The 18806-nt window shown below is 69.3% G+C and carries 23 protein-coding genes; 2 read left to right on the top strand and 21 right to left on the bottom strand.

Features of this window, described 5'->3' with window-relative positions; translation table 11 throughout:
• Positions 1-39: 39 nt before the first annotated feature.
• A complete protein-coding gene (locus tag KZC52_RS01635) occupies positions 40-993 on the bottom strand; it encodes an L-lactate dehydrogenase (RefSeq protein ID WP_247622330.1) in 954 nt (317 codons plus the stop codon).
• Between the two features lie 41 nt (positions 994-1034).
• Here KZC52_RS01635 and KZC52_RS01630 point away from each other — a divergent pair, with 41 nt between their 5' ends.
• Complete coding sequence (locus tag KZC52_RS01630) at positions 1035-1949, top strand: methyltransferase family protein (RefSeq protein ID WP_247622329.1); 915 nt, start codon at positions 1035-1037, stop codon at positions 1947-1949.
• A gap of 274 nt (positions 1950-2223) precedes the next feature.
• Positions 2224-3312 (top strand): AAA family ATPase, encoded by a 1089-nt coding sequence (locus KZC52_RS01625; protein WP_247622328.1) that lies wholly within the window; start codon positions 2224-2226, stop codon positions 3310-3312.
• A 35-nt stretch (positions 3313-3347) separates the two neighbouring features.
• Here the strand turns inward: KZC52_RS01625 and KZC52_RS01620 are convergent, their stop codons facing one another.
• The 20 genes from KZC52_RS01620 to KZC52_RS01525 form a co-directional block, all read right to left on the bottom strand.
• A complete protein-coding gene (locus tag KZC52_RS01620) occupies positions 3348-3662 on the bottom strand; it encodes an HU family DNA-binding protein (protein ID WP_247622327.1) in 315 nt (104 codons plus the stop codon).
• A 125-nt stretch (positions 3663-3787) separates the two neighbouring features.
• Positions 3788-4351, bottom strand: a complete 564-nt coding sequence (locus tag KZC52_RS01615) for a hypothetical protein (protein ID WP_247622326.1) — start codon at positions 4349-4351, stop codon at positions 3788-3790.
• A 3-nt stretch (positions 4352-4354) separates the two neighbouring features.
• Positions 4355-4765: a flagellar assembly protein FliW gene (locus KZC52_RS01610; RefSeq protein ID WP_247622325.1), complete on the bottom strand. Its 411-nt coding sequence runs from the start codon at positions 4763-4765 to the stop codon at positions 4355-4357.
• Entirely contained in the window at positions 4762-5649 is an 888-nt protein-coding gene (flgL, locus tag KZC52_RS01605) for a flagellar hook-associated protein FlgL (protein ID WP_247622324.1), read from the bottom strand. Before flgL ends, KZC52_RS01610 begins: the two co-directional genes overlap by 4 nt.
• Before the next feature lie 14 nt (positions 5650-5663).
• Positions 5664-7070, bottom strand: a complete 1407-nt coding sequence (flgK, locus tag KZC52_RS01600) for a flagellar hook-associated protein FlgK (protein ID WP_247622323.1) — start codon at positions 7068-7070, stop codon at positions 5664-5666.
• 7 nt (positions 7071-7077) lie between these two features.
• On the bottom strand, positions 7078-7560 hold the full coding sequence (locus KZC52_RS01595) for a flagellar protein FlgN (RefSeq protein ID WP_247622322.1): 483 nt from the start codon (positions 7558-7560) through the stop codon (positions 7078-7080).
• Positions 7561-7682: 122 nt separating this feature from the next.
• A complete protein-coding gene (csrA, locus tag KZC52_RS01590; protein ID WP_247622321.1) occupies positions 7683-7931 on the bottom strand; it encodes a carbon storage regulator CsrA in 249 nt (82 codons plus the stop codon).
• Between the two features lie 89 nt (positions 7932-8020).
• Positions 8021-10087, bottom strand: coding sequence for a flagellar biosynthesis protein FlhA (locus KZC52_RS01585; protein ID WP_247622320.1), 2067 nt, complete (start codon positions 10085-10087; stop codon positions 8021-8023).
• A 38-nt stretch (positions 10088-10125) separates the two neighbouring features.
• The gene (locus KZC52_RS01580; protein WP_247622319.1) at positions 10126-11229 is read right to left on the bottom strand and encodes an EscU/YscU/HrcU family type III secretion system export apparatus switch protein; all 1104 of its coding nucleotides are present in this window, start codon (positions 11227-11229) and stop codon (positions 10126-10128) included.
• A complete protein-coding gene (locus KZC52_RS01575; protein ID WP_247622318.1) occupies positions 11226-11987 on the bottom strand; it encodes a flagellar biosynthetic protein FliR in 762 nt (253 codons plus the stop codon). Before KZC52_RS01575 ends, KZC52_RS01580 begins: the two co-directional genes overlap by 4 nt.
• A complete protein-coding gene (gene fliQ / locus KZC52_RS01570; RefSeq protein WP_247622317.1) occupies positions 11987-12262 on the bottom strand; it encodes a flagellar biosynthesis protein FliQ in 276 nt (91 codons plus the stop codon). The genes KZC52_RS01575 and fliQ overlap by 1 nt, the downstream gene beginning before the upstream one ends.
• The gene (gene fliP / locus KZC52_RS01565; RefSeq protein ID WP_247624684.1) at positions 12259-13068 is read right to left on the bottom strand and encodes a flagellar type III secretion system pore protein FliP; all 810 of its coding nucleotides are present in this window, start codon (positions 13066-13068) and stop codon (positions 12259-12261) included. The genes fliQ and fliP overlap by 4 nt, the downstream gene beginning before the upstream one ends.
• Before the next feature lie 155 nt (positions 13069-13223).
• Positions 13224-13652, bottom strand: coding sequence for a flagellar biosynthetic protein FliO (locus KZC52_RS01560; RefSeq protein ID WP_247622316.1), 429 nt, complete (start codon positions 13650-13652; stop codon positions 13224-13226).
• A gap of 2 nt (positions 13653-13654) precedes the next feature.
• Positions 13655-14314: a FliM/FliN family flagellar motor switch protein gene (locus KZC52_RS01555; protein ID WP_247622315.1), complete on the bottom strand. Its 660-nt coding sequence runs from the start codon at positions 14312-14314 to the stop codon at positions 13655-13657.
• Positions 14314-15234 carry a flagellar motor switch protein FliM gene (locus KZC52_RS01550; RefSeq protein WP_247622314.1) on the bottom strand — a complete coding sequence of 307 codons (921 nt, stop codon included), beginning with the start codon at positions 15232-15234 and terminating at the stop codon, positions 14314-14316. The genes KZC52_RS01555 and KZC52_RS01550 overlap by 1 nt, the downstream gene beginning before the upstream one ends.
• A gap of 3 nt (positions 15235-15237) precedes the next feature.
• On the bottom strand, positions 15238-16053 hold the full coding sequence (locus KZC52_RS01545; RefSeq protein ID WP_247622313.1) for an OmpA/MotB family protein: 816 nt from the start codon (positions 16051-16053) through the stop codon (positions 15238-15240).
• Positions 16050-16859 (bottom strand): motility protein A, encoded by an 810-nt coding sequence (locus KZC52_RS01540; RefSeq protein ID WP_247622312.1) that lies wholly within the window; start codon positions 16857-16859, stop codon positions 16050-16052. The genes KZC52_RS01545 and KZC52_RS01540 overlap by 4 nt, the downstream gene beginning before the upstream one ends.
• Positions 16860-16861: 2 nt before the next feature.
• Positions 16862-17077, bottom strand: a complete 216-nt coding sequence (locus tag KZC52_RS01535) for a flagellar FlbD family protein (protein ID WP_247622311.1) — start codon at positions 17075-17077, stop codon at positions 16862-16864.
• 105 nt (positions 17078-17182) lie between these two features.
• Entirely contained in the window at positions 17183-18349 is a 1167-nt protein-coding gene (locus KZC52_RS01530) for a flagellar hook protein FlgE (protein WP_247622310.1), read from the bottom strand.
• Positions 18350-18372: 23 nt separating this feature from the next.
• Complete coding sequence (locus tag KZC52_RS01525; protein ID WP_247622309.1) at positions 18373-18804, bottom strand: flagellar hook capping FlgD N-terminal domain-containing protein; 432 nt, start codon at positions 18802-18804, stop codon at positions 18373-18375.
• Between the last annotated feature and the right edge of the window lie 2 nt (positions 18805-18806).

The raw sequence follows: 18806 nt of genomic DNA, 5'->3' as shown, positions 1-18806 counted from the left end.
CGGTGCCCCGGCCGCTCTCATTTCCGGGGGCGGATACGGTCAGGAGCGCAGGGTCGCCGCGGCCGAGCGGAGCGCGTCGGCGGATCCGCGCAGCAATGCCAGCTCCGAGTCGGAGAACGACGTGTTCCGGATCGGCACGGCACCCGAGGCGCTGACGATCGACGGCACCGAGAGTGCGACGCCGTCGATCCCGTGGAAGTCGTCGAGCACCGTGCTCACCGGCATCACCGCGTGCTCGTCGTGCAGGATCGCCTCGACGATGCGTGCGCTCGAGAGACCGATCGCGTAGTTCGTCGCTCCTTTGCCGCGGATGACCTTGTAGGCCGCGTCGCGGACGTCGACGGCGATCTCGTCGAGCTCGGCGAGCGTGAAACGGGGATGCTCGGGGGTCTCCCATTCGAGGATCGGCACTGTTCCGATCGTTGCCCGCGACCACAGGGGGAACTCGGTGTCGCCGTGCTCGCCCACGATGTGCGCATGCACGCTCGCCGTCGAGACGCCCGCTCGCTGCGCCAGCTTCCAGCGCAGCCGCGAGGTGTCCAGCACGGTACCGGACGCGAAGATGCGCTCGGGCGGCAGACCCGTCTCCTGCTGGGCGATGACGGTGAGCACGTCACAGGGATTGGTGACGATCACGTACACGGCGTTCGGGGCCACCTCGAGGAGTTGCGGCATCATGCGTCGGATGATCCCCGCGTTCACGTCCGCGAGCTCGATCCGCGTCTGACCGGGCTTCTGCTTCGCCCCGGCGGTGATCACGACCACGTGCGAGCCTGCGGCGACGGAGACGTCGCTGCCGCCGATGATGTCGCTCGTTCCCGTGAACTGCGTGCCGTGCGCGAGGTCGAGCACCTCGGCCTCGACCTTCTCGGTCGCGATGTCGTAGAGGGCGATGTGCCGCGCGGACCCGCGGATCAGCGCTGCATAGGCCACGCTCGACCCGACGCTGCCCGCGCCGACGACCGTGAGCTTCGAGTTCTCGATGATCTCCATCCGCCCAGTGTGGCAGGTGGCCGGGTGGATAGCATGGGGCGGTGTTCGCCGGCATCCGCATCGCTCCCCCGGCGGCACGCGCGTACTTCGCACTGCAGGCCGTGGCCGGCGGATGCTGGTGGCTCGGAGTGCTCCTGATCCCCGTGATCCGCACGGCGACGCTCGACGGACTCCCCGTTCTCCCGATCGCGATCGCCGACATCCCTCTCTTCGTCGGAGGGTCGGCGCTCGCCGCGTGCGGCGTGCGGGCGGCGGTCTGGGTCGTCACCGCCTGGACCGTGCTCGTGGCGGGCGGGATGGTCGTGCACGCGACCGTCACCGGTCTGGCCGGGTGGGGTGCGCTGCTCATGGTGACCGCCGCGGTGGGGAGTCTCGCCGCCGGCATCGTGATCATCGTCGGCCGGGCGCCCTTCGAGTGGATCGCCCGTGGACCGTTCGCCTTCCGTACCTCCCGCGCCCAGGGGCGTGCCCGGGTGATGGCGCGCACGGGACTTCAGACCCTGTTCTTCTGGGGCGTGTTCCTCGGGCTCCTCCCTCTGCTCATCGCCATGGTCGAGGCTCGGTGGGGGCTTCATCTCGAGCTGCCTCTCGCGCTCCGTCTGACCGGTGTCGCGCTGTTCCTCGCCGCGACCGCTCTGGGCCTCTGGTCGGCGATCACGATGTCGCTCCTCGGCGAGGGCACGCCGCTCCCCTCCGAGATGGCGCGCCGTCTCGTCATCGCCGGTCCGTACCGCTTCGTGCGCAACCCGATGGCCGTCGCCGGCATCGCACAGGGCGTCGCGGTCGGGTTGATGCTCGGCTCCTGGCTGGTCGTCGTCTATGCGCTGTGCGGCTCGCTGGTGTGGAACACCGCCGTGCGTCCGATCGAGGAAGCCGATCTCGCGGAGCGGTTCGGCGACGACTACGCCGACTACCGCCGCCGAGTCACCTGCTGGGTGCCGCGATTCGCCGGCTGACGGTTCGCGCGCACCCTGTCGAGCGACCCGAGTGCACGTAAACGAAGGGATTTCGGCCCCGACACGCCGTTTCTCGCTTGTCGTCCGGCCCAGAGACGTGAAATGGTATCCCGGGCGGATCCCCCACCGCTCGTCCTCCGGTTCCTGCGTGACTCCCCTACTCGTCGGAACCTCGTGCTCCATCCGTGCCGCTCCGCCCACCGCGGGCAGAGCGAGTCACCGAGCGAGCCACGAAACCCCACCGATCGACCATCGGGGAGCGAAGGAGGAGGGTGTGGCCAGCACTTACATCGAGACCGGCGGTCACGTGCGGGTCTACGACGACGCCGTGCGCACCCACCAGGCGTTCCCCCTGGGGACCTATCGGGTCAGCTTCACCTCGAAAGAGGGCTTCAGCCTCGTGCGCATCGATGATCTGACCGTCGGAGCGGAGCGCGTCTACGGCGGCCGCGATCGCAAAGTCGCCAAGATCTTCCGCTCCTACGCTCTCTCCGACCGCAGCCTCGGGGTCATGCTCTCCGGCGACAAGGGCATCGGCAAGTCGCTGTTCCTGCGCATGGTAGCCGAGGCCGCGCGCGAGCAGGGCCTTCCCGTGGTGGTCGTCTCCGAGGACCACGACGGCATCGTGGAATTCCTCGACAGCCTCGACGAGTGCCTCATCGTCTTCGACGAGTTCGAGAAGATCTTCCCGGCGGGCCGCCGAGGAATCACCGACGGGTTGAATCGGCAGAACCAGTTCCTGTCGCTGTTCGACGGACTCTCCTCGGTGAAGCGCGTCTACTGCCTCTCGGTGAACGCGATCGCCGACGTGAGCACCTATCTGGTCAACCGCCCCGGCCGGTTCCACTACCACCTGCGCTTCGACTATCCGGGTCCCGACGAGGTGCGGCAGTACCTTCTCGATCAGGCACCGAACGCGCACCCCGACGAAATCGAGAACGTGGCGTTGTTCTCGCGGCGGGCGCGGCTGAACTACGACCATCTGCGGGCGATCGCCTTCGAGCTGCAGCAGCCCGACACGCTGTTCGCCGAGATCGTCGACGATCTCAACATCAAATCGGTCGAGCCCGGCACGTATCGCATCGAGGCGCGCTTCCCCGACGGCAAGGTCTGGTTCGACGAGGTCGAGATGAACCTGTTCGAACGCGGAGACGTCGGGCGCACGTTCGAGCTGCGCAACGGCACCCGTTCGCTCTTCGCGTCGTTCGTGCCGCGCGACCTGATCTTCGAACCCGACGGCAGCATCTTCGTGCCGATCGATCGACTCGATCTGCTCGGTGACGACGACGAGGAACCGGAGGTCTATCCGACGACCGTCAGCCTCGCGCTCGTCGCCCCGGCGACCTACGGATTCGGACTCTGACGTCCGGGCCCGTGTCGTTCAGTCGGTGACGTCGGTCAGTCGGTGACCTTGACGCGACGATTGACCTCGCGGGTCGCGGAGAACTTCAGCACCGTGTAGTCGGTGACCTCGCCGGTGCCCTCGTCCTTGCCGAACTGCACGCGGTGTCCCTTGTGGGTCTGCGGATAGAACTTGCCGAAGTTGGTGAGGGTGACGGTGTTGCCCTGGCTGACGAGATCGAGGAGTTCGTCGATCATCGCGTTGTACGCCGTCTGAGCGGCGAAGACCGAGATCCCTCCGCGTCGCGCGAATCGCTGTACGAATTCGCGCTTGCTCACGCGATTGGCCTCGAGCGTCTTGGATGTGCTCATGCTCTGTACCGTCCCCTGGTGTGTTCGCTCGTCGCCGAGCGTCTTGCGCTGCGCCCCTGACAGCTGCACCGGTGATTCGTCGAAGGCCCCCCTGCGACGAACCGGGATCAGCGAGGCCCCAGCCCTTACCCCTCAGAGGATAGTGCCTCTTCCTTGGTATACGCGGTGAACTCCGGTTTCACCTGATTCTTCCGTGTTTTCGCGATTTCTCGGGCCGAGCGTGCGGCGGCGGTCGACATGTCGATCTGCGTACGGATGTCGAGGCCGCGTTCGTCGGCGCTCACCGAGAGCTCGGTCGGCTCGAGCGTCTTGGTGTTCACCACCACGTCGCCGTCGTTGATCAGCAGATCAGCCTTCACACCGTAGGCGCGGCCAACGACCGTCCCGCGCGCATCGAGCAGCGACGCGGTGTTCTCGCCGGCGGCCTCGGCGATCGCGGCGAGTTGGGCCGCGGTGTACCGGGCCGAGTTCTCGAACTCCGCATCGGACGACTCCTCCTTCGAGGGGACGAGTGCGAGTTCGGTCTGCCCCGGTGCCCGACGGTCGCCGGGGTGCACCCGCGCATCGAGGTGGTGGACGGCGCCGTCTGCATCGTCGCCGACGATGAGGCGGTCATCGTAGGCGAGGACCACGAGGTTGACCCCCTTCGTCGCACCGGGACCGTGCGTACGAGAGCGAAGATCGACCATCCGTCACCGTCCGCCGAGAAGCGAACGGATCGGGTAGGTCTGATCCTCGAGGATCACCTGCACCGCGCGCCCGTTTCCGGGGTGGACGACGATCGGCGCGCGCAGATTCACGTGCACACCCTCGTCCCCGGGGTTGGCCACGACCAGCATCCGGAGCGCATCGTCCGCGGATGCTCCGATCTCGGCGCGGACGGATGCCGGAACCTTCGGCGCGTACGCACGATCGACGAACGGCGCCTCTACCACGAACAGGCGCACCTCGGCATCCGTCGCCCGGAGCGCGTACAGACCGTCGGCCCCCTCGATGCTCTCGAGGGTGAACGTCGTGTGCGGGGCCAGGCCGAGCATCGGCGAGGTGAACTCGATCACGCGGGCTGCCGACTCGATGTTCGCTCGGGCGGTCGTCGCGGTCATCGCAGGAACTCCAGGAGGTTGGTCTGCAGCGACTTGGCGGTCACCTGCAGGGCGGATTGGAAGACGAGCTCGGCTGACTGCAACCGTACGAGGACCTCGAGGCTGTCGACGTTCTCGACCTCGGCACGACGCGCCTCGAGGTCGGTGGAGGTGGCGAGGTTCTGCGAAGCCGCGCGCTCGATCTGCACCTGCCGGGCACCGGTCGTGCCGCGCGCGGCGATGACGCCCTTCAGGCGCGCGTCGATGTCGTCGAGGCGCGGGCCGACGTTCGCGCCGCTGCGCAGTTCGGCCGCGATGTCCCTCAGAAGCGCGAAAGCGCTGTTCGCTCCCTCGCCGAAGGCCTGCGAGCCGTCGAAGTCGACGCGAACCGTCTCGTTGTCGCTGATACGTCGCTGCACGCCGTCTCCCGGGCTGCCGTGGAACGCGAAGGTGTCGGGGTCGAACGCGGCACCGGCATCGCCGGTCCCGGCGAAGACGCTGCGGCCCAGCACCGTCGTGTTCGCCTGAGCGAGCAGCTCCGCGCTGATCGTCTCGAGCTCCTGCGCGATGGATTCCCTCGCCGTCGGGCTCAGCGCCCCGGAGTTCGCTCCCTGCGCCGTCAGATCGCGGGCCCGGTTGAGCAGGTCGGTGCTCGCTCCGAGCGCCGTGTCGACCGTGGTGACCCAGGCCATACCGTCGCTCAGATTCCGTGCGAACTGTGCGACCCGCGCCTGTTCGCCGTGCACGCCGAGCGTCGTCGCCGCGGCGGCGGGATCCTCGCTCGGTGAGCGAAAGGCGCGCTGCGAGGCGGCCTGATTCTGCAGGCGCTCGCGGTCCGCGAGGTTGGTCTGCAGCGTGCGCAGCGACTGCTGCGTCATGGTGCTGCTCGTGATGCGTCCGATCATGGTCGACTCCCGGGTCAGCGGCCGACCAGGCCGGTGCGGTTGATGAGCAGGTCCAGCGCCTCGTCCATCGCCGTCAGCACGCGGGCGGCGGCCTGGTAGGCGGTCTGGTAGGTCAGCAGGTTGATGGTCTCCTCGTCGCCGTCGACCGAGGCGTTCGACTGCTGCGCGGTGACCGCGGCCACGGCGCCCATGTCGGCGATGTCGGCCCGCTGCAGATCACCGGCGACCGCGACCGCGAAACCGGTGACGAACGTCGCCCAGGTCTTGCTCGGCCCCGTGGCGGAGGCACCGAGAGCACTGATGCGGTCGGCGATCGTGGTGTCCTTCGCTCCGGCTCCCGGCGCCGCCAGCGCGAGCTGATCGAGCCCGGTGGGCACGACGCTCAGTCCGAGCGCCGCGGGCCCCGTCGTGTCGAGGGCGAAGAAGTCGCCCCCGGCCGCGCCGCCGGCGGTCACCCCGGTGCGGTGCACGTCGTTGACCGCCGCGGCGAGGGCGGCTGCGGTGTCGTTGTACGCGGCGGCGACGCCGGCGAGCGTGCCACCGTCCGCCGCCGGGGCGAGCGCGCTGATGGTGCCGCCGATCACGCCGCCGCCGACGGCGACGGGAACGTCCGGCCGATCGGCCCACGACACGACGATCCGACCGGCATCCGAGATCTCGCGCGGACCGCTCACCTGGAGCGATCGGCTGCTGTCGCCCGAGACCAGCGCATTCCCGTCGACACGGAGGGTGAGAGTGCCGTCCGACTCGACGACGCCCGTCGCCCCGATCGCCGAGGACAACTGCTGGGCGAGCACATTCCGCTGATCGATCAGTTCGTTGGCGTTGCGTCCGGCGTGCAGCGCGTCGCGGATCTGACCGTTCAGCGTCGCGACCTGACCCGCCACCGCGTTCACGTCGGCGATATCGCGATCGACCTGTCCGCGCAGATCACCCCACTGGCCCGCGACGGCCTGATAGCCCGCCGCGATCTGGCCGACGAGCACCTGAGCGTTGGTGAGCACGACCTGCGCCGCCGCCGGTTCCGGGGTGTTCGCGAGATCCGACCATCCGGCCCAGAAGCGGTCGAGGTTCGCGGCGAGGCCGTCCGCGGTCGGCTCCGCCATCGTGCTCTCGGCGCGGGCGGCCGCGGTCGCCCGCGCGCTCCAGAATCCGGAGGTCGAGAGGGCATCGCGCACCCGCGCGTCGAGCACGGCATCCCCGAGGCGTGCGACACCGGTGACGGAGACGCCTCCGCCGATGCCGAGGCCGCTCTTCCACAGTCCGGTCTGACCCACGCCGGAGAGCGGAGCCTGATCGACCCTCTGCCGGGTGTACCCGGTGGTCGTCTGATTGGCGATGTTCTGACCCGTCACGGTCATCCCCGCGCGGGCGGCGGAGAGGGCGGATTCCGCCAGACGAAGACCTGAGAACGAAGACATGGTCACCTCACATCCGGGTGTCGAGAAGTCGGGCGTCGCCGCCGCGGACGACGTCGCCGCTGGGCGTGTACTCGCCGGTCGGCTCGCCGAGCCCGGCGATGGTCTCCTGGGTCACGCGGATCGCCGTGCGCAGACGCTGCTCGTTGACCTGCTTCATCTGCTCGATCTCCTCGGCCAGCGCGGTCATCGCGGAGAGGTGACCCTCGAGCACCTCCCGCCATCCGTCGGAGGGCGCCGCGGCGATCAGCTGCCGCAGAGTCGTCGCCTCGGGTGCACCCCACTCGTCGGCCACGGCCACGACGAGTGCATCACGCGAGAGCGCGACGGTCGGCATGGCGGCGAGCACGCGCTCGATCTCGGTCGACGCGTGCCGGATCCACCGGTTGCGGCCGGTCGCGAGCAGCATCTGCTGCTCGTCCAGTTTGAACAGCAGCGTCTCGAGCAGCTCGCGCTCGCGCAGCAGGTGCATGCTCAGGTCGTGAGCGGCCACAGGGCGTCACCTCGTCGGGTCGGGTCGTCGATGACGGGAATCCCCGTCACATCTACGACTATCGCGACATCGCGGAGGCGAGTAACTCGACACGGATGGGGAGAACTCCCCATTGACACCCGTCAGGAAGCTCCACTCAAGCGTCGCAGGGCACCGAGGAGCGCGCTCTCCGCCGACTCGTCACCCGCGGTCTGCACCGCCTGCTGGTTGGCATCGCCGACCGCGAGCACGATCTCCGCACGGTTGATGCGGGTGTCGCGAGGGGCGTCGATCCCGACCCGGACGCCGCTCGGGGTGACCGCCAGGATCGTCACCGTGATGTCGTCGCCGATCACGATGCTCTCGTTCGCGCGCCTCGTCAGAACCAGCATGTCCGTCCGCCTTCCCTGGCTGCGGCGCACTCGCGCCATCCTCTTCCCCAAGGTAGTACATGCCCTCGTAAACGAGCGGAATCTGCAGATCAGCCCGCCGCGCTGGGGAGAGCGGACGGAGCGATGCGCACGACCCCGACGACGTCGGTCGCGTGACCCGCCGCCCCGGCCTCGTCGTAGGAGAGCACGGGGAGAGACTCGACCTGCGGTGCGAGCATCCGCCGCACGGCCTGACGCAGCGACGGCGCGCAGACGAGCACCGGTTCGGGCCCCGCCTGCGTGAGCTCCGACACCGTGCGGCGCACGCTTTCGAGCACCTGCAGCGTCGCCTCCGGCGTGAGAACGATCTGGGGATTGCCGTCGACGACGCGCATTCCCTCGAGCATCTGCTGCTCCAGCATGGGATCGAACATGACGACCCGGATGCGCCCGTCCTCGGCGAAACGTGCGGCGATCGCGGGTCCGAGCGCCGCACGGGCGGCATCGATGAGTCCGGGGATCTCGGTCGACGTCTTTCCCCGGAGCACGAGCGCCTCGTAGATGCGCGCGAGGTCGTTGATCGGCACGCGCTCCGCCAGCAGTCCGGCGAGCACGCGCTGGATCGCCGCCAGCGAGAGCACCGCGGGAGTGAGCTCCTCGACCGTCGTGGGGCTCGTCTGCTTCAGGTGCTCGGTCAGTTGGCGCACGTCTTCGAGCGAGAGGAGGCGGTGCGCCTGACTCTGCACGATGTCGGACAGGTGGGTGATGATGACGCTCGCGCGATCGATCACCGTCGCCCCCGCCATGTCGGCCGCGTGCGACATCTCGGCCGGCACCCACTTGCCCTCGAGCCCGAACACCGGGTCGACCACGGCCTCGCCGGGGAGCTGCTCGAGCCCCGTGCCGATCGCCAGCACGTGACCGCGGGGCACGGCTCCGCGACCGACCTCGACACCGGCGATGAGGATCGCGTAGGTCTGCGCCGGCAGATCGATGTTGTCGCGGGTGCGCACGGGAGGCATGAGGATGCCGATGTCGAGGGCGAGCTTGCGACGGAGGGACTTGACCCGGGTGAGCAGATCCCCCGAGCCACCGGCGGCGAGGTCGACGATGTCGGTGGAGAGCGAGATCTCGAGCGCGTGCACCCGCATCCGGTCCATGAGGTCGTCCGGTCCCTCCGCACCGGCCTCGGCGGCTTCCCGCTCCAGCGCATCGGCCTCGCGCGCGGCATCCCGATCCTCGCTCGCCTTCACGCGCGACGCGGCGAAGAGCAGCACGGCGCCGATGCTCGCGAACACGAGCAGCGGCATCCCGGGGATGAATCCCATCGCGACCGCCGCCAGCCCGGTGATGACGAGCGCGTTGCGCGACTGCAGCAGCTGTCGCGCCGCGGCCTGCCCCATCTCTGCCTCGACGTTCTCACGCGTGACGATCATGCCCGTCGACACCGCCATCAGCAGCGCGGGGATCTGCGTCACGAGCCCGTCGCCGATGGTCAGGATGCTGTACGTCTCGAGCGCCTCCCCCATCTCCATGCCGTGCTGCGCCATCCCGATGATGATGCCGCCGACGAAGTTGATGACGACGATCACGATGCCGGCGATGGCATCGCCCTTGACGAACTTCGACGCGCCGTCCATCGCCCCGTAGAAGTCGGCCTCCGCGGCGACCTCGGCCCGGCGCCTGCGCGCCTCGGCGTCGGTGATGAGCCCGGCGTTGAGGTCGGCGTCGATCGCCATCTGCTTGCCGGGCATCGCGTCGAGGGTGAAGCGCGCGCCGACCTCCGCGACGCGCTCCGCGCCCTTGGTGACCACCACGAATTGGATGACGGTGAGGATCAGGAAGATCACCGCACCGATCACGAGCGAACCGCTGATCGTGATCTGCCCGAACGCCTGGATCACCTGGCCCGCGTGCGCCTCACTGAGCACCAGGCGCGTGGACGCCACGTTGAGTCCGAGGCGGAACAGCGTGGCGACGAGCAGCAGGCTCGGGAACACCGAGAAGTCCAGCGGCTTCTTCACGAACATGGCCGTGAGCAGGATCAGGAGCGCGAACGAGATGTTCACGACGATGAGCACGTCGAGCAGTGGCGTCGGGATCGGCACGATGAGCAGGAGGATGATCCCGACCACCCCGACGGGGACGGCTCCCTTCGACAGCAGCTGACCGATCATGCGTCCTACCTTCTCGTTTTCCGTGTCTGGGGTTCGGGTCAGAGCCCGCGGTCGCGGGTGCTCGCGAACGGCATGGTGTGGGTACCGCGCGCCGAGCCGCGCCGCTTGAGGTGCTCGATGAACGCCAGCACCTGGGCCACCGCGGTGTAGAGCTCCTCGGGGATCTCGCGGCCGATCTCGCAGGCCGCATGCAGGGCGCGGGCGAGCGGGATGTCACGCACCAGCGGCACCCCCGACTCCTCGGCCCGCTCGCGGATCTTCTGCGCCACGATGCCGACGCCCTTCGCGACGACGCGCGGGGCGGACTTCCCGGGCTCGTACCGCAGCGCGACGGCGACGTGGGTGGGGTTGACGAGCACGACGTCGCTGTCGCCGACCGCCGCGATCATGCGGTTGCGACTGAGGGCGATCTGGCGCGATCGCCGCTGCGAACGCACGAGCGGGTCGCCCTCGCTCTTCTTGTGCTCGTCCTTCGCCTCCTTCTTCGTCATGTGCGTGTGCTTGCGGTTGCGGCGCAGCACGACGGCGACGTCGATGGCGGCGAGCAGGATGCCGACGACGACGGCGACCTGCAGGAGGGCCATCACTCCCCCGGCCGCCTGCTCGAGGAGCCAGGTGATGTTGTGGCTGCCGCTGGCCATGAGCACGGGGACCAGGCCGGACACCACGATCCACAGCGCGAGACCGATGGCCGTCGTCTTGAGCAGCGCCTTCGCACCCTCCCAGAGCGCCTGCCGTCCGACGACGCGCTTCAGCCCGGTGACGAGGTTGAACTGCTCGGTGCGCATCGTCACACCGCGCAGGTGGATGCCGCCCTGTGCGACGGCGGTCGCGGTCGTCGCGAGCAGCACGACGACCAGCATCGGCAGCAGGATGCCGCCCATCGACGTCAACGCCGCCCCCAGCACCTCGACCGCGGCGTCGGCGGTCGGATGACCCGCCACCGGCGCCACCCGCAGGAAGAGCTCGGTGAGCACCTGGGTCGCCGAGGCGATCGCCGGGAGCGACATGATCGCCGCCGCCGCGATGCAGACCCAGGCCGTGAAGTCCTGGCTGCGACCGATCTGGCCCTTCTTCCGCGCCTCCTTCAGGCGACGATCGGTCGCCTTCTCGGTGCGTTCTCCGGTATCGGTCTCGCTCATCGGGTCACCTCCAGGAGCAGCCGGGCGGCGTCGTCGGCGATCGCCGCGACCACGCCGGGGAGCGCCGCGTACACGAAGCCCACGAGCAGGAGGGTGAGCCCGATCTTGATCGGGAAGCCCATCGCGAAGGCGTTGAGGGCCGGGGCGACGCGGGTCACGAGGCCGAGTCCGACATCGGCGAGGAAGAGCACGATCAGCAGGGGGCCGGCGATCTGCACGGCGCTGAGCATCATCTGCCCCGCCGCCCCCACGAGCGCTTCGGCGGGATGGGCGAGATCGATCATCCCCGTGACCGGCACCGCGTCGAACGAGCGGAAGAGTCCGCCGAGAACGAGCTGGTAGCCGTCGGAGGCGAACAGCAGCACGATCGCGGTCATCTGGAACAGGCGGGTGAACTGGGCGCCGTTCACGGCCATGCCGGGGTCGAAGGCCTGCGCGAGCTGGAAGCCGCCGAAGGTGTCGACGAGGTAGCCGGAGCTCTGGATCGCGCTGAAGAGCACCATCACGAGGAAGCCGAGAAGCGCGCCCGTGAGGGCCTGCCCGACCAGTGCGAGCAGGAATCCTCCGGTGTCCAGACGCTCGTAACCCGCGGTGACGACCGGTGACACCGCCAGCGCGAGACCTGCGCCGAGCATGGCGCGAATGCGCATCGGCACCGTGCCGTGGCTGAACGGGGGCGCGATCACGAGGAACGCCGTGATCCGCACACAGGCCAGAGCCGTCGCCTCGAGCCAGGTGAAATCGATCGGGATGTGCATCAGCCGCCGTTCAGCAGCGACGGTATGCGTGCGAACAGCTCGTTCGAGAACGCGATCATCTCGGAGATCATCCAGTGCCCGCTCACCAGCAGCGCGATTCCGACCGCCACGAGCTTGGGCACGAAGGAGATCGTCATCTCCTGCACCTGGGTGATGGACTGCAGCAACGAGATCGCGAAGCCGACCACGAGTGCCGTGATCAGGAGCGGGGCGCACAGCTTCGCCGCGAGGATGAGCGCCGCCTGGCCGATGTCGATGACCGCTTCGGGATTCATCCCCCACCTCCGGCGTAGGACTGCACGAGGGCGGTGATGACCATCCCCCACCCGTCGATGAGCAGGAACAGCAGGATCTTGAACGGCAGCGAGATCATGACGGGCGGGAGCATCATCATGCCCATCGACATCAGGGCGCTCGCGACGACGAGGTCGATGACGAGGAACGGCACGAAGATGATGAAGCCGATGAGGAAGGCCGCGCGCAGCTCGCTGAGCATGAATGCGGGCACGAGCGTCTGCAGGGGGATGCTGGACGGGTCGCTGGGGTTGTCCATCTGCGCGGCGCGGTGCATCAGCGCGATGTCCTCTTCACGCGTGTAGGCGAGCATCCACTGCCGCAGCGGTTCCTGGGCGAGTTCGAACGCCCGGCCGAAGTCGATCTGCCCCTCGGTGAACGGCGCGACGGCGACCGTGTTGATGTCGGTGAGCACCGGCCACATGATGAACAGGGTCAGGAAGAGGCTGAGGCCGGCGAGCACCTGGTTCGGCGGGATCGACGGCAGCGACAGGGCGTTGCGGGTGAGGGCGAGCACCACGAAGATCTTCGTGAAGCTCGACATCATCAGCAGCAGCGCGGGTGCCACGCTGAGCACCGTGATGCCGAGCAGCGTCACGATGCTGTCGGACGGCGTGCCGTTGATGCCGTTGATCGTCACTCCCTCGCCGTCTCCCGACTGTGCGGGGACGACGGATGCCGCGGCGTGGGCGCCCGCGGCGCCCCAGAGCACGAACACCGCCACGAGCACGAGGACGACGGCGGCGAGGACCCCGATCCGACCGCGGGCTCGCCGCGCGTGCGCCATCGGCGCGGCGGCGAGGGCTGATGCGGGCACGGCGGCACTCCGAAGATGGGTGTCGTGGCCGATCCGTAGCCAGGGGGACGAGCGATCCGTGCTCACACGCGACTATCGCGACAGGGGTTCTCCCGCGTAACCGCGCGAAGGGGCGAGCACGCCGATCAGGCGACGGAGGTGAGCGGCGGGCGCTCCGTGTCGTCGCCGCGCTCGTCGTCGATCGTCTCGTCGTCGATCGTCTCGTCGATCTCGGCCGGAGCCTCCTGCGTGTCGACCACGCTCACACCGCCCTCGGTGACGCCGAGCACGTAGCGGATGCCCCCGAACTCGGCCACCACCAGCTGCGCCTTGGCACCGATCCCTGTGCGGGCGACGACGGTGATCTTCTCGGGACGCGGCCGCGCGGACTTCGACGCCGAGGATCGCGGCGGACGGAGCACGGACAGCCGCCCGAGCTTCTTCGGCAGGAGTCCGTCCAGCGGGCTTCCGCCCTTCGCACCGGCCTTCTGCAGACGTCGGCTGAGGAACAGCAGCAACCCGAGCACCGCGGCCAGGGCCACGATCATCCGCAGCGCGACGAGGACGTCGTCCATGTTCAGACGCTCTCGGCGCCGTCGAGGATGCGTTCGACGCGGATCGCGAAGTCGCCGTCGGCCACGACCACGGTGCCATGACCGATCAGACGCCCGTTGAGCTTGATGTCGGCGGGAGAGCCCGCGGCACGGTCGAGCTCGACCACGTTGCCCGGCTCGAGCGCGAGGACGTCGCGCACCGGCATCCGCGTGCGGCCGATCTCGACCACGAGCTCCATCTCGACGCCGGCGATGCGATTGATGCGCTGCGGTCCCGTGGAGCCCGAGCCCGTACGGTCGCCGTCGATGCGCACCGAGGCGCGCGCGGCGATCGCACCGGTCGAATCGACCAGGTCGAACACCTGCGTACCCGGAGCGGCGAACACCTCGGTCGCCGCGACGGTCTCCCCGGAGCCGAGAGCCCCGGGCCCGAGCACGATCGACGCCGCCTCGAAGATCGGATGCAGCCGGTCGGCGAGATCGGCCTTCTTCGATCCGTCCTCCAGCTGCGCGGGATCGATGACCTGGATGGCGAGCCGTGCCCCCGGTGTGCCGGTGAAGGTCACGGCGATCGCCTCTCCCACCGCGCCGGGGTCGGTCGACGGCGTCGGGATGACGGGGAAGCCGAACGGCAGCTTGCCGGCGATCGCCGCGGCGATGGCGGTCTCGTGGAAGGTGCTCATCAGTGGTTCTCCTCGTGGGTGGTCGTGATCGTGCAGGCGAGGCGCGATCCGCGGCTGCCGGGCGTCGCGCGCGCTATTGGTGTGTCGCCCGCCATCAGTTCGTAGGGCATCGTCTCGGGGTGGGGCAGGCGCAGCAGATCGCCCGGGGCGAGGTCGAGCACCTCCCCCGCTCCGATCGTGATCGGAGCGAGACGCAGCGTGATCTCGAGCGGAGTGCTGTGCACCTGGTCGCGCGTATGACCCGCGCCGCGCGTCGCCGCGGCATCCGCCCCCGCCTCGGCGAGATGGTCGACGACCGCGGAGGCCGGCAGCATGATCGAGGCGACCGTGCGTGTGTCGCCCAGGCGCATCGTGTATCGGGCGACGATCACGGCGGCCGACGCCGAGATGACCTGGAGGTACTGCGGGTTGTAGTGCACACCGCCGAAGACGGGCTCGCCGGGAAGCAGCGGACCGAGGCTCGCGGACAGGTGCTCGAACGTGCCCTCCATGAGGTTGCGCACCAGGGCGAGCTCGATCGGCGTGAACGTGCGGGCATCCGGGAGGGAGGTGCTGCGCCCTCCCATCATCTGCACGACCCAGAGCAGCGCGCTGTCGAGCCCGAACTGCACGACGCACGGCTCGTCGCGATCGGCGAAGGCGCCGGCGACCATGGCCGTGGTGCTCGGCAGCGTCTGCGCGTACTCCTCGTACGACACGAGTTCGACGTCGTCGAGGGTGAGGTGCGTGCGCACGCGGATCTTCGCGGTCAGCTGCGACGACCACAGGCGGGCGAAGGACTCGAACGACGCCTCCAGCCGGCGGATGCTGTCGCGCCCGAGCTGCGCGGGGCGACCGAAGTCGTACGCCGGATGGCGCCCGGCGGGGTCGTCCGGCACGGCGTGCGCGGTCATGGCGGTCTCCTCGGAGATGGTGGACACGTCTCAGCCCTTCCCGGCCGCGTCGGCGAGTGCGGGGAGCAACGCCCGCACCTGGTCTTCCTCGGTGGACTCGACGACGATGTCGACCCGTCGGTTGCTCGCGAGCGCCTCCGGGCTGTCGCCCTCGACGAGCGGACGCGTGTCGGAGAACGCGGTCGCCTTCACCCGCGCACCGCCGACGAGTTCGTGCTCGACCAGGAAGCGCGCCACCTGCGTGGCGCGACCTCCCGACAGCTCCCAGTTCGTCGGGAAGGGCGCGGCCGAGAGACGCCGATCGGCATGCCCCTCGACGCTCACCTGATTGTCGACGGTCGTCAGCACGTCGCCGATCGCGTCGAGCACGGCGTCGGCCTTGGCCGAGAGATCCGTGCTGTTGTCGCCGAAGAACGTCTCCGCGCCGACCAGACCGACCTTGAGCCCCCGGTCGTCGATCACGAACTCGACCGTGTCCTGCAGCCCCTGGGCGGCGAGCGAGGCCCGCATGCGCTCCCGCAGTTCCTCGAGCGACTCGTACTCCGCCGCAGCGCGCTGGGTGAGGTCGGGCTCGCCCTCCTCGTCGAGCATCTCCGGCGGGATCACCAGCCCCTCGGAGATGTCGGCACCGCCCGTGGTCGTCTCCTCCTGCCCGAAGCCGGTCGCGAGGCTGTTCGCCAGCAGCTCGAACTTGGTCTTGTCGACGTTCGAGACGGCGAACAGCACGATGAACAGGCACATCAGCACCGTGACCATGTCGGCGTACGACACGGCCCAGCGCTCGTCCGGCTCGTCGTGCGATTCGTCCTCGTGGCCGCGCCCGCCCGCGCGGCGGGCCGTGCTCACAGGACCTCCTCCGAGCCCTGCGCCTCCGCGCCCTTCGTCGCCTTCGGAGCCCGTCGCTTCGGCTTGACGGTCGACAGCGCCTCGAGGCGCTCCTGCAGCAGATGCGGCGCGCTGCCGGCCTGGATGGCGAGCATCCCCTCGCTGACGATCATCATGCGCTCGAGCTCGACGGCCCCGATGCGGTTCAGGCGCCCGGCGATCGGGTTCCAGATGAAGTTGGCCGAGAGGAGCCCCCACAGCGTCGCGACGAACGCCGCCGCGATCATCGGACCCAGGTGGTCGGGCTCGTCGAGCTTCTCGAGCACGTGGGTCAGCGACACCACCGTGCCGACGATGCCGATCGTGGGCGCGTAGCCGCCGAGCGACGAGAAGAACTTCGCGGCGATCCGCGTCCGCGACGAGGCAGCCGTGATCTCGTCGTCCATCATGAGGCGCAGGTCGTCGGCATCCGTCCCGTCGGCGAGTGCCTGGAGCGCCTGCCGGGTGAACTGGTCGGGAGCCGAATCGAGCTCCTGCTCGAGGGCCAGCAGGCCGTCGCCGCGGGCCTTCTCGGCGTAGCCGACGAGGAACGGGATCACGGCTTCGGGCGTTGAGCGGGGCCCGCGCACCATCCGGCCCAGGCTCTGCACGGCCAGGCGCGTGTCGCGCAGCGTGTGGCTGGCGATGCCCACGCCGATCGTCGAGCCCAGCACGAGGATCATCGGTGCCGGGATGAGCAGCGCCTCGAAGCTCGCGCCCTCCATGGTGATCATCGCGACGAGAGCGCCGAACGCGAGGACGACGCCGATGAGGAATGCGGGATCCACCGTCAGTCCCCCGACTTCCGGCCGAGCGCCTGGGCGGCGTCGAGCACGCGGGCACGATAGGCGACGATCAGCTCGACGACCGTGTCGAGGCTCTCCTCGACCACGTACACCCCGCCGTCGATCATGTGCAGGGTCGTGTCGGGCGACGAGTACACGCGCTCGATGAGATCGGGGTTCACCGCGAACCGTGTGCGGTCGAGGCGGGTGACGATGATCATCGAGGAGTCTCCGGGCGAGGGGCGTCGGGTGAGAGGCGGTTCAGCCCCGACTATCGCGACGTGGCCCGCCCCGGGTAACCAGGGCGGGCCACGTGCGATGCGGGATCAGCGCTTGAGCTGGGTGAGCTCCTGCAGCACCTCGTCGCTCGTGGTGATGATGCGGGCGTTCGCCTGGAAGCCGCGCTGCGCGACGATCAGGTTCGTGAACTCCTGCGAGAGATCCACATTGCTCATCTCGAGCGCGCCGGAGACGAGGCTGCCGAATCCGGCCTGGCCCGCCTCGCCGATCTGCGCGGGGCCCGAGTTGACCGACAGGCGGTACGACGATCCGCCGGCCTTCTCGAGCCCCTCAGGGTTGGCGAACGTCGCCATCGCGATCTTGCCGAGGGTCTGGGTCGCGCCGTTGCTGAACGTGCCGACGATCGATCCGTCGCCCGTGATGCTGTACGACTTGAGCGTGCCGGCTGCTGCGCCGTTCTGATCGGTGACGGCGACCGTCGACAGGCTCGCGTACCCGGTGACCGCGGTGAGGTCGACGGTCACGGCGCCCGCGGTGAGGGTGAGCCCCGGGCCCGTCTGCTTGCCGTCCGTGAACGCGAGGGCGCCCGTCGCGCCGCTCACGGGCTCGGAGACGTCCCAGCCCGCGGCCGTGCGGGTGAACGTGAGGCTCAGCGTGGTCGGCGTGCCCTGGGCGTCGAAGACCGTGACGTCGCGCACGACCTCGTCACCGGCGGCGGCGGTCGAGGGCAGGTTCCCGGTGACCGTCGCTCCGGTCGTGGCGCGAGCGGGCGACACGGCATCGAGGGGCAGCACGATGTTGCCGACGGCCTGGCCGGTGTTGACGACGCCGTTCTGCGCCGACCAGCCCTGCACGATCGCCCCGTCCGCGGTGACCATCTTGCCGGTCGGGTCGAACGAGAATCCTCCCGCACGGGTGTACAGCGTCTCGCCGCCCGCGCGCACGGCGAAGAAGCCGTCGCCCGAGATCATGAGGTCGCCGCCGCGCCCGGTGGCCTGTGCGGAACCCTGGGCGAAGTTGGTGCGCACGCCCGCGACCTGCACCCCGAGACCGACCTGCGCGGGGTTGCGCCCGCCGACCTGGTCGTCGGGGATGCCGGCGTTGCCGATGAGCTGCGAGAGGGAGTCCTGGAAGACCACGGACGAGCCCTTGAAGCCCGCGGTGTTGACGTTGGCGATGTTGTTTCCGGTCACGTCGAGCATGGTCTGGTGCGAGCGGAGTCCGGAGATGCCGGAGTAGAGCGAGCGGAGCATGGTGTTCTATCTCTTCCTGTGTGTCAGGTGGTCGGTGCGGTCGGGGTGGCGACGCCCGTGATGGCGTCGAGTGCGATGGTCTTGTCGCCGATGGTCACCTGCGGCACGGGGCCGTCGAACGAGACCTTCGTGACGACGCCGGTGACGGCCTTGCCGTCGGCGTCCTCGTAGCTCGCCTCCTGCCCGATGAGGGCGGCGGCGGCCTGGCGCATGTCGAGTGCGAAGGCCTCGGCGCCGTTGTCGGCGAGGGCCGTGAGCTGCTCCATCATGGCGAGCTGCGTGGTCTGCGAGATCATCTCGTTGGTGTCCATCGGACTCGAGGGGTCCTGGTGGGTGAGCTGGGTGACGAGCAGCTTGAGGAAGACCTCGCCGTCGAGCACCTGCTTTCGGGCGGCGGGATCGGTGGTGCTTCCGGTGTGGATCGCGGTGGGTGCGCTCACGGCGTCGACGGTCACGG

This window comes from Microbacterium galbinum, from assembly GCF_023091225.1.
In the GTDB taxonomy this organism is placed as follows: domain Bacteria; phylum Actinomycetota; class Actinomycetes; order Actinomycetales; family Microbacteriaceae; genus Microbacterium; species Microbacterium galbinum.
This window is presented reverse-complemented; position numbering and strand designations above follow the sequence as displayed.

Bases quoted from the DNA above. Each gene is read 5' to 3' on its own strand.
- KZC52_RS01530 (WP_247622310.1), bottom strand. From the start codon at position 18,349: ATGCTCCGCTCGCTCTACTCCGGCATCTCCGGACTCCGCTCGCACCAG.
- KZC52_RS01610 (WP_247622325.1), bottom strand. From the start codon at position 4,765: ATGACCGCGACGACCGCCCGAGCGAACATCGAGTCGGCAGCCCGCGTG.
- KZC52_RS01535 (WP_247622311.1), bottom strand. From the start codon at position 17,077: ATGATCATCGTCACCCGCCTCGACCGCACACGGTTCGCGGTGAACCCC.
- KZC52_RS01560 (WP_247622316.1), bottom strand. From the start codon at position 13,652: ATGGACGACGTCCTCGTCGCGCTGCGGATGATCGTGGCCCTGGCCGCG.
- KZC52_RS01635 (WP_247622330.1), bottom strand. From the start codon at position 993: ATGGAGATCATCGAGAACTCGAAGCTCACGGTCGTCGGCGCGGGCAGC.
- KZC52_RS01620 (WP_247622327.1), bottom strand. From the start codon at position 3,662: ATGAGCACATCCAAGACGCTCGAGGCCAATCGCGTGAGCAAGCGCGAA.
- KZC52_RS01555 (WP_247622315.1), bottom strand. From the start codon at position 14,314: ATGAGCACCTTCCACGAGACCGCCATCGCCGCGGCGATCGCCGGCAAG.
- flgK (WP_247622323.1), bottom strand. From the start codon at position 7,070: ATGTCTTCGTTCTCAGGTCTTCGTCTGGCGGAATCCGCCCTCTCCGCC.
- csrA (WP_247622321.1), bottom strand. From the start codon at position 7,931: ATGCTGGTTCTGACGAGGCGCGCGAACGAGAGCATCGTGATCGGCGAC.
- flgL (WP_247622324.1), bottom strand. From the start codon at position 5,649: ATGATCGGACGCATCACGAGCAGCACCATGACGCAGCAGTCGCTGCGC.
- KZC52_RS01580 (WP_247622319.1), bottom strand. From the start codon at position 11,229: ATGAGCGAGACCGATACCGGAGAACGCACCGAGAAGGCGACCGATCGT.
- KZC52_RS01585 (WP_247622320.1), bottom strand. From the start codon at position 10,087: ATGATCGGTCAGCTGCTGTCGAAGGGAGCCGTCCCCGTCGGGGTGGTC.
- KZC52_RS01615 (WP_247622326.1), bottom strand. From the start codon at position 4,351: ATGGTCGATCTTCGCTCTCGTACGCACGGTCCCGGTGCGACGAAGGGG.
- fliQ (WP_247622317.1), bottom strand. From the start codon at position 12,262: ATGAATCCCGAAGCGGTCATCGACATCGGCCAGGCGGCGCTCATCCTC.
- fliP (WP_247624684.1), bottom strand. From the start codon at position 13,068: ATGGCGCACGCGCGGCGAGCCCGCGGTCGGATCGGGGTCCTCGCCGCC.
- KZC52_RS01575 (WP_247622318.1), bottom strand. From the start codon at position 11,987: ATGCACATCCCGATCGATTTCACCTGGCTCGAGGCGACGGCTCTGGCC.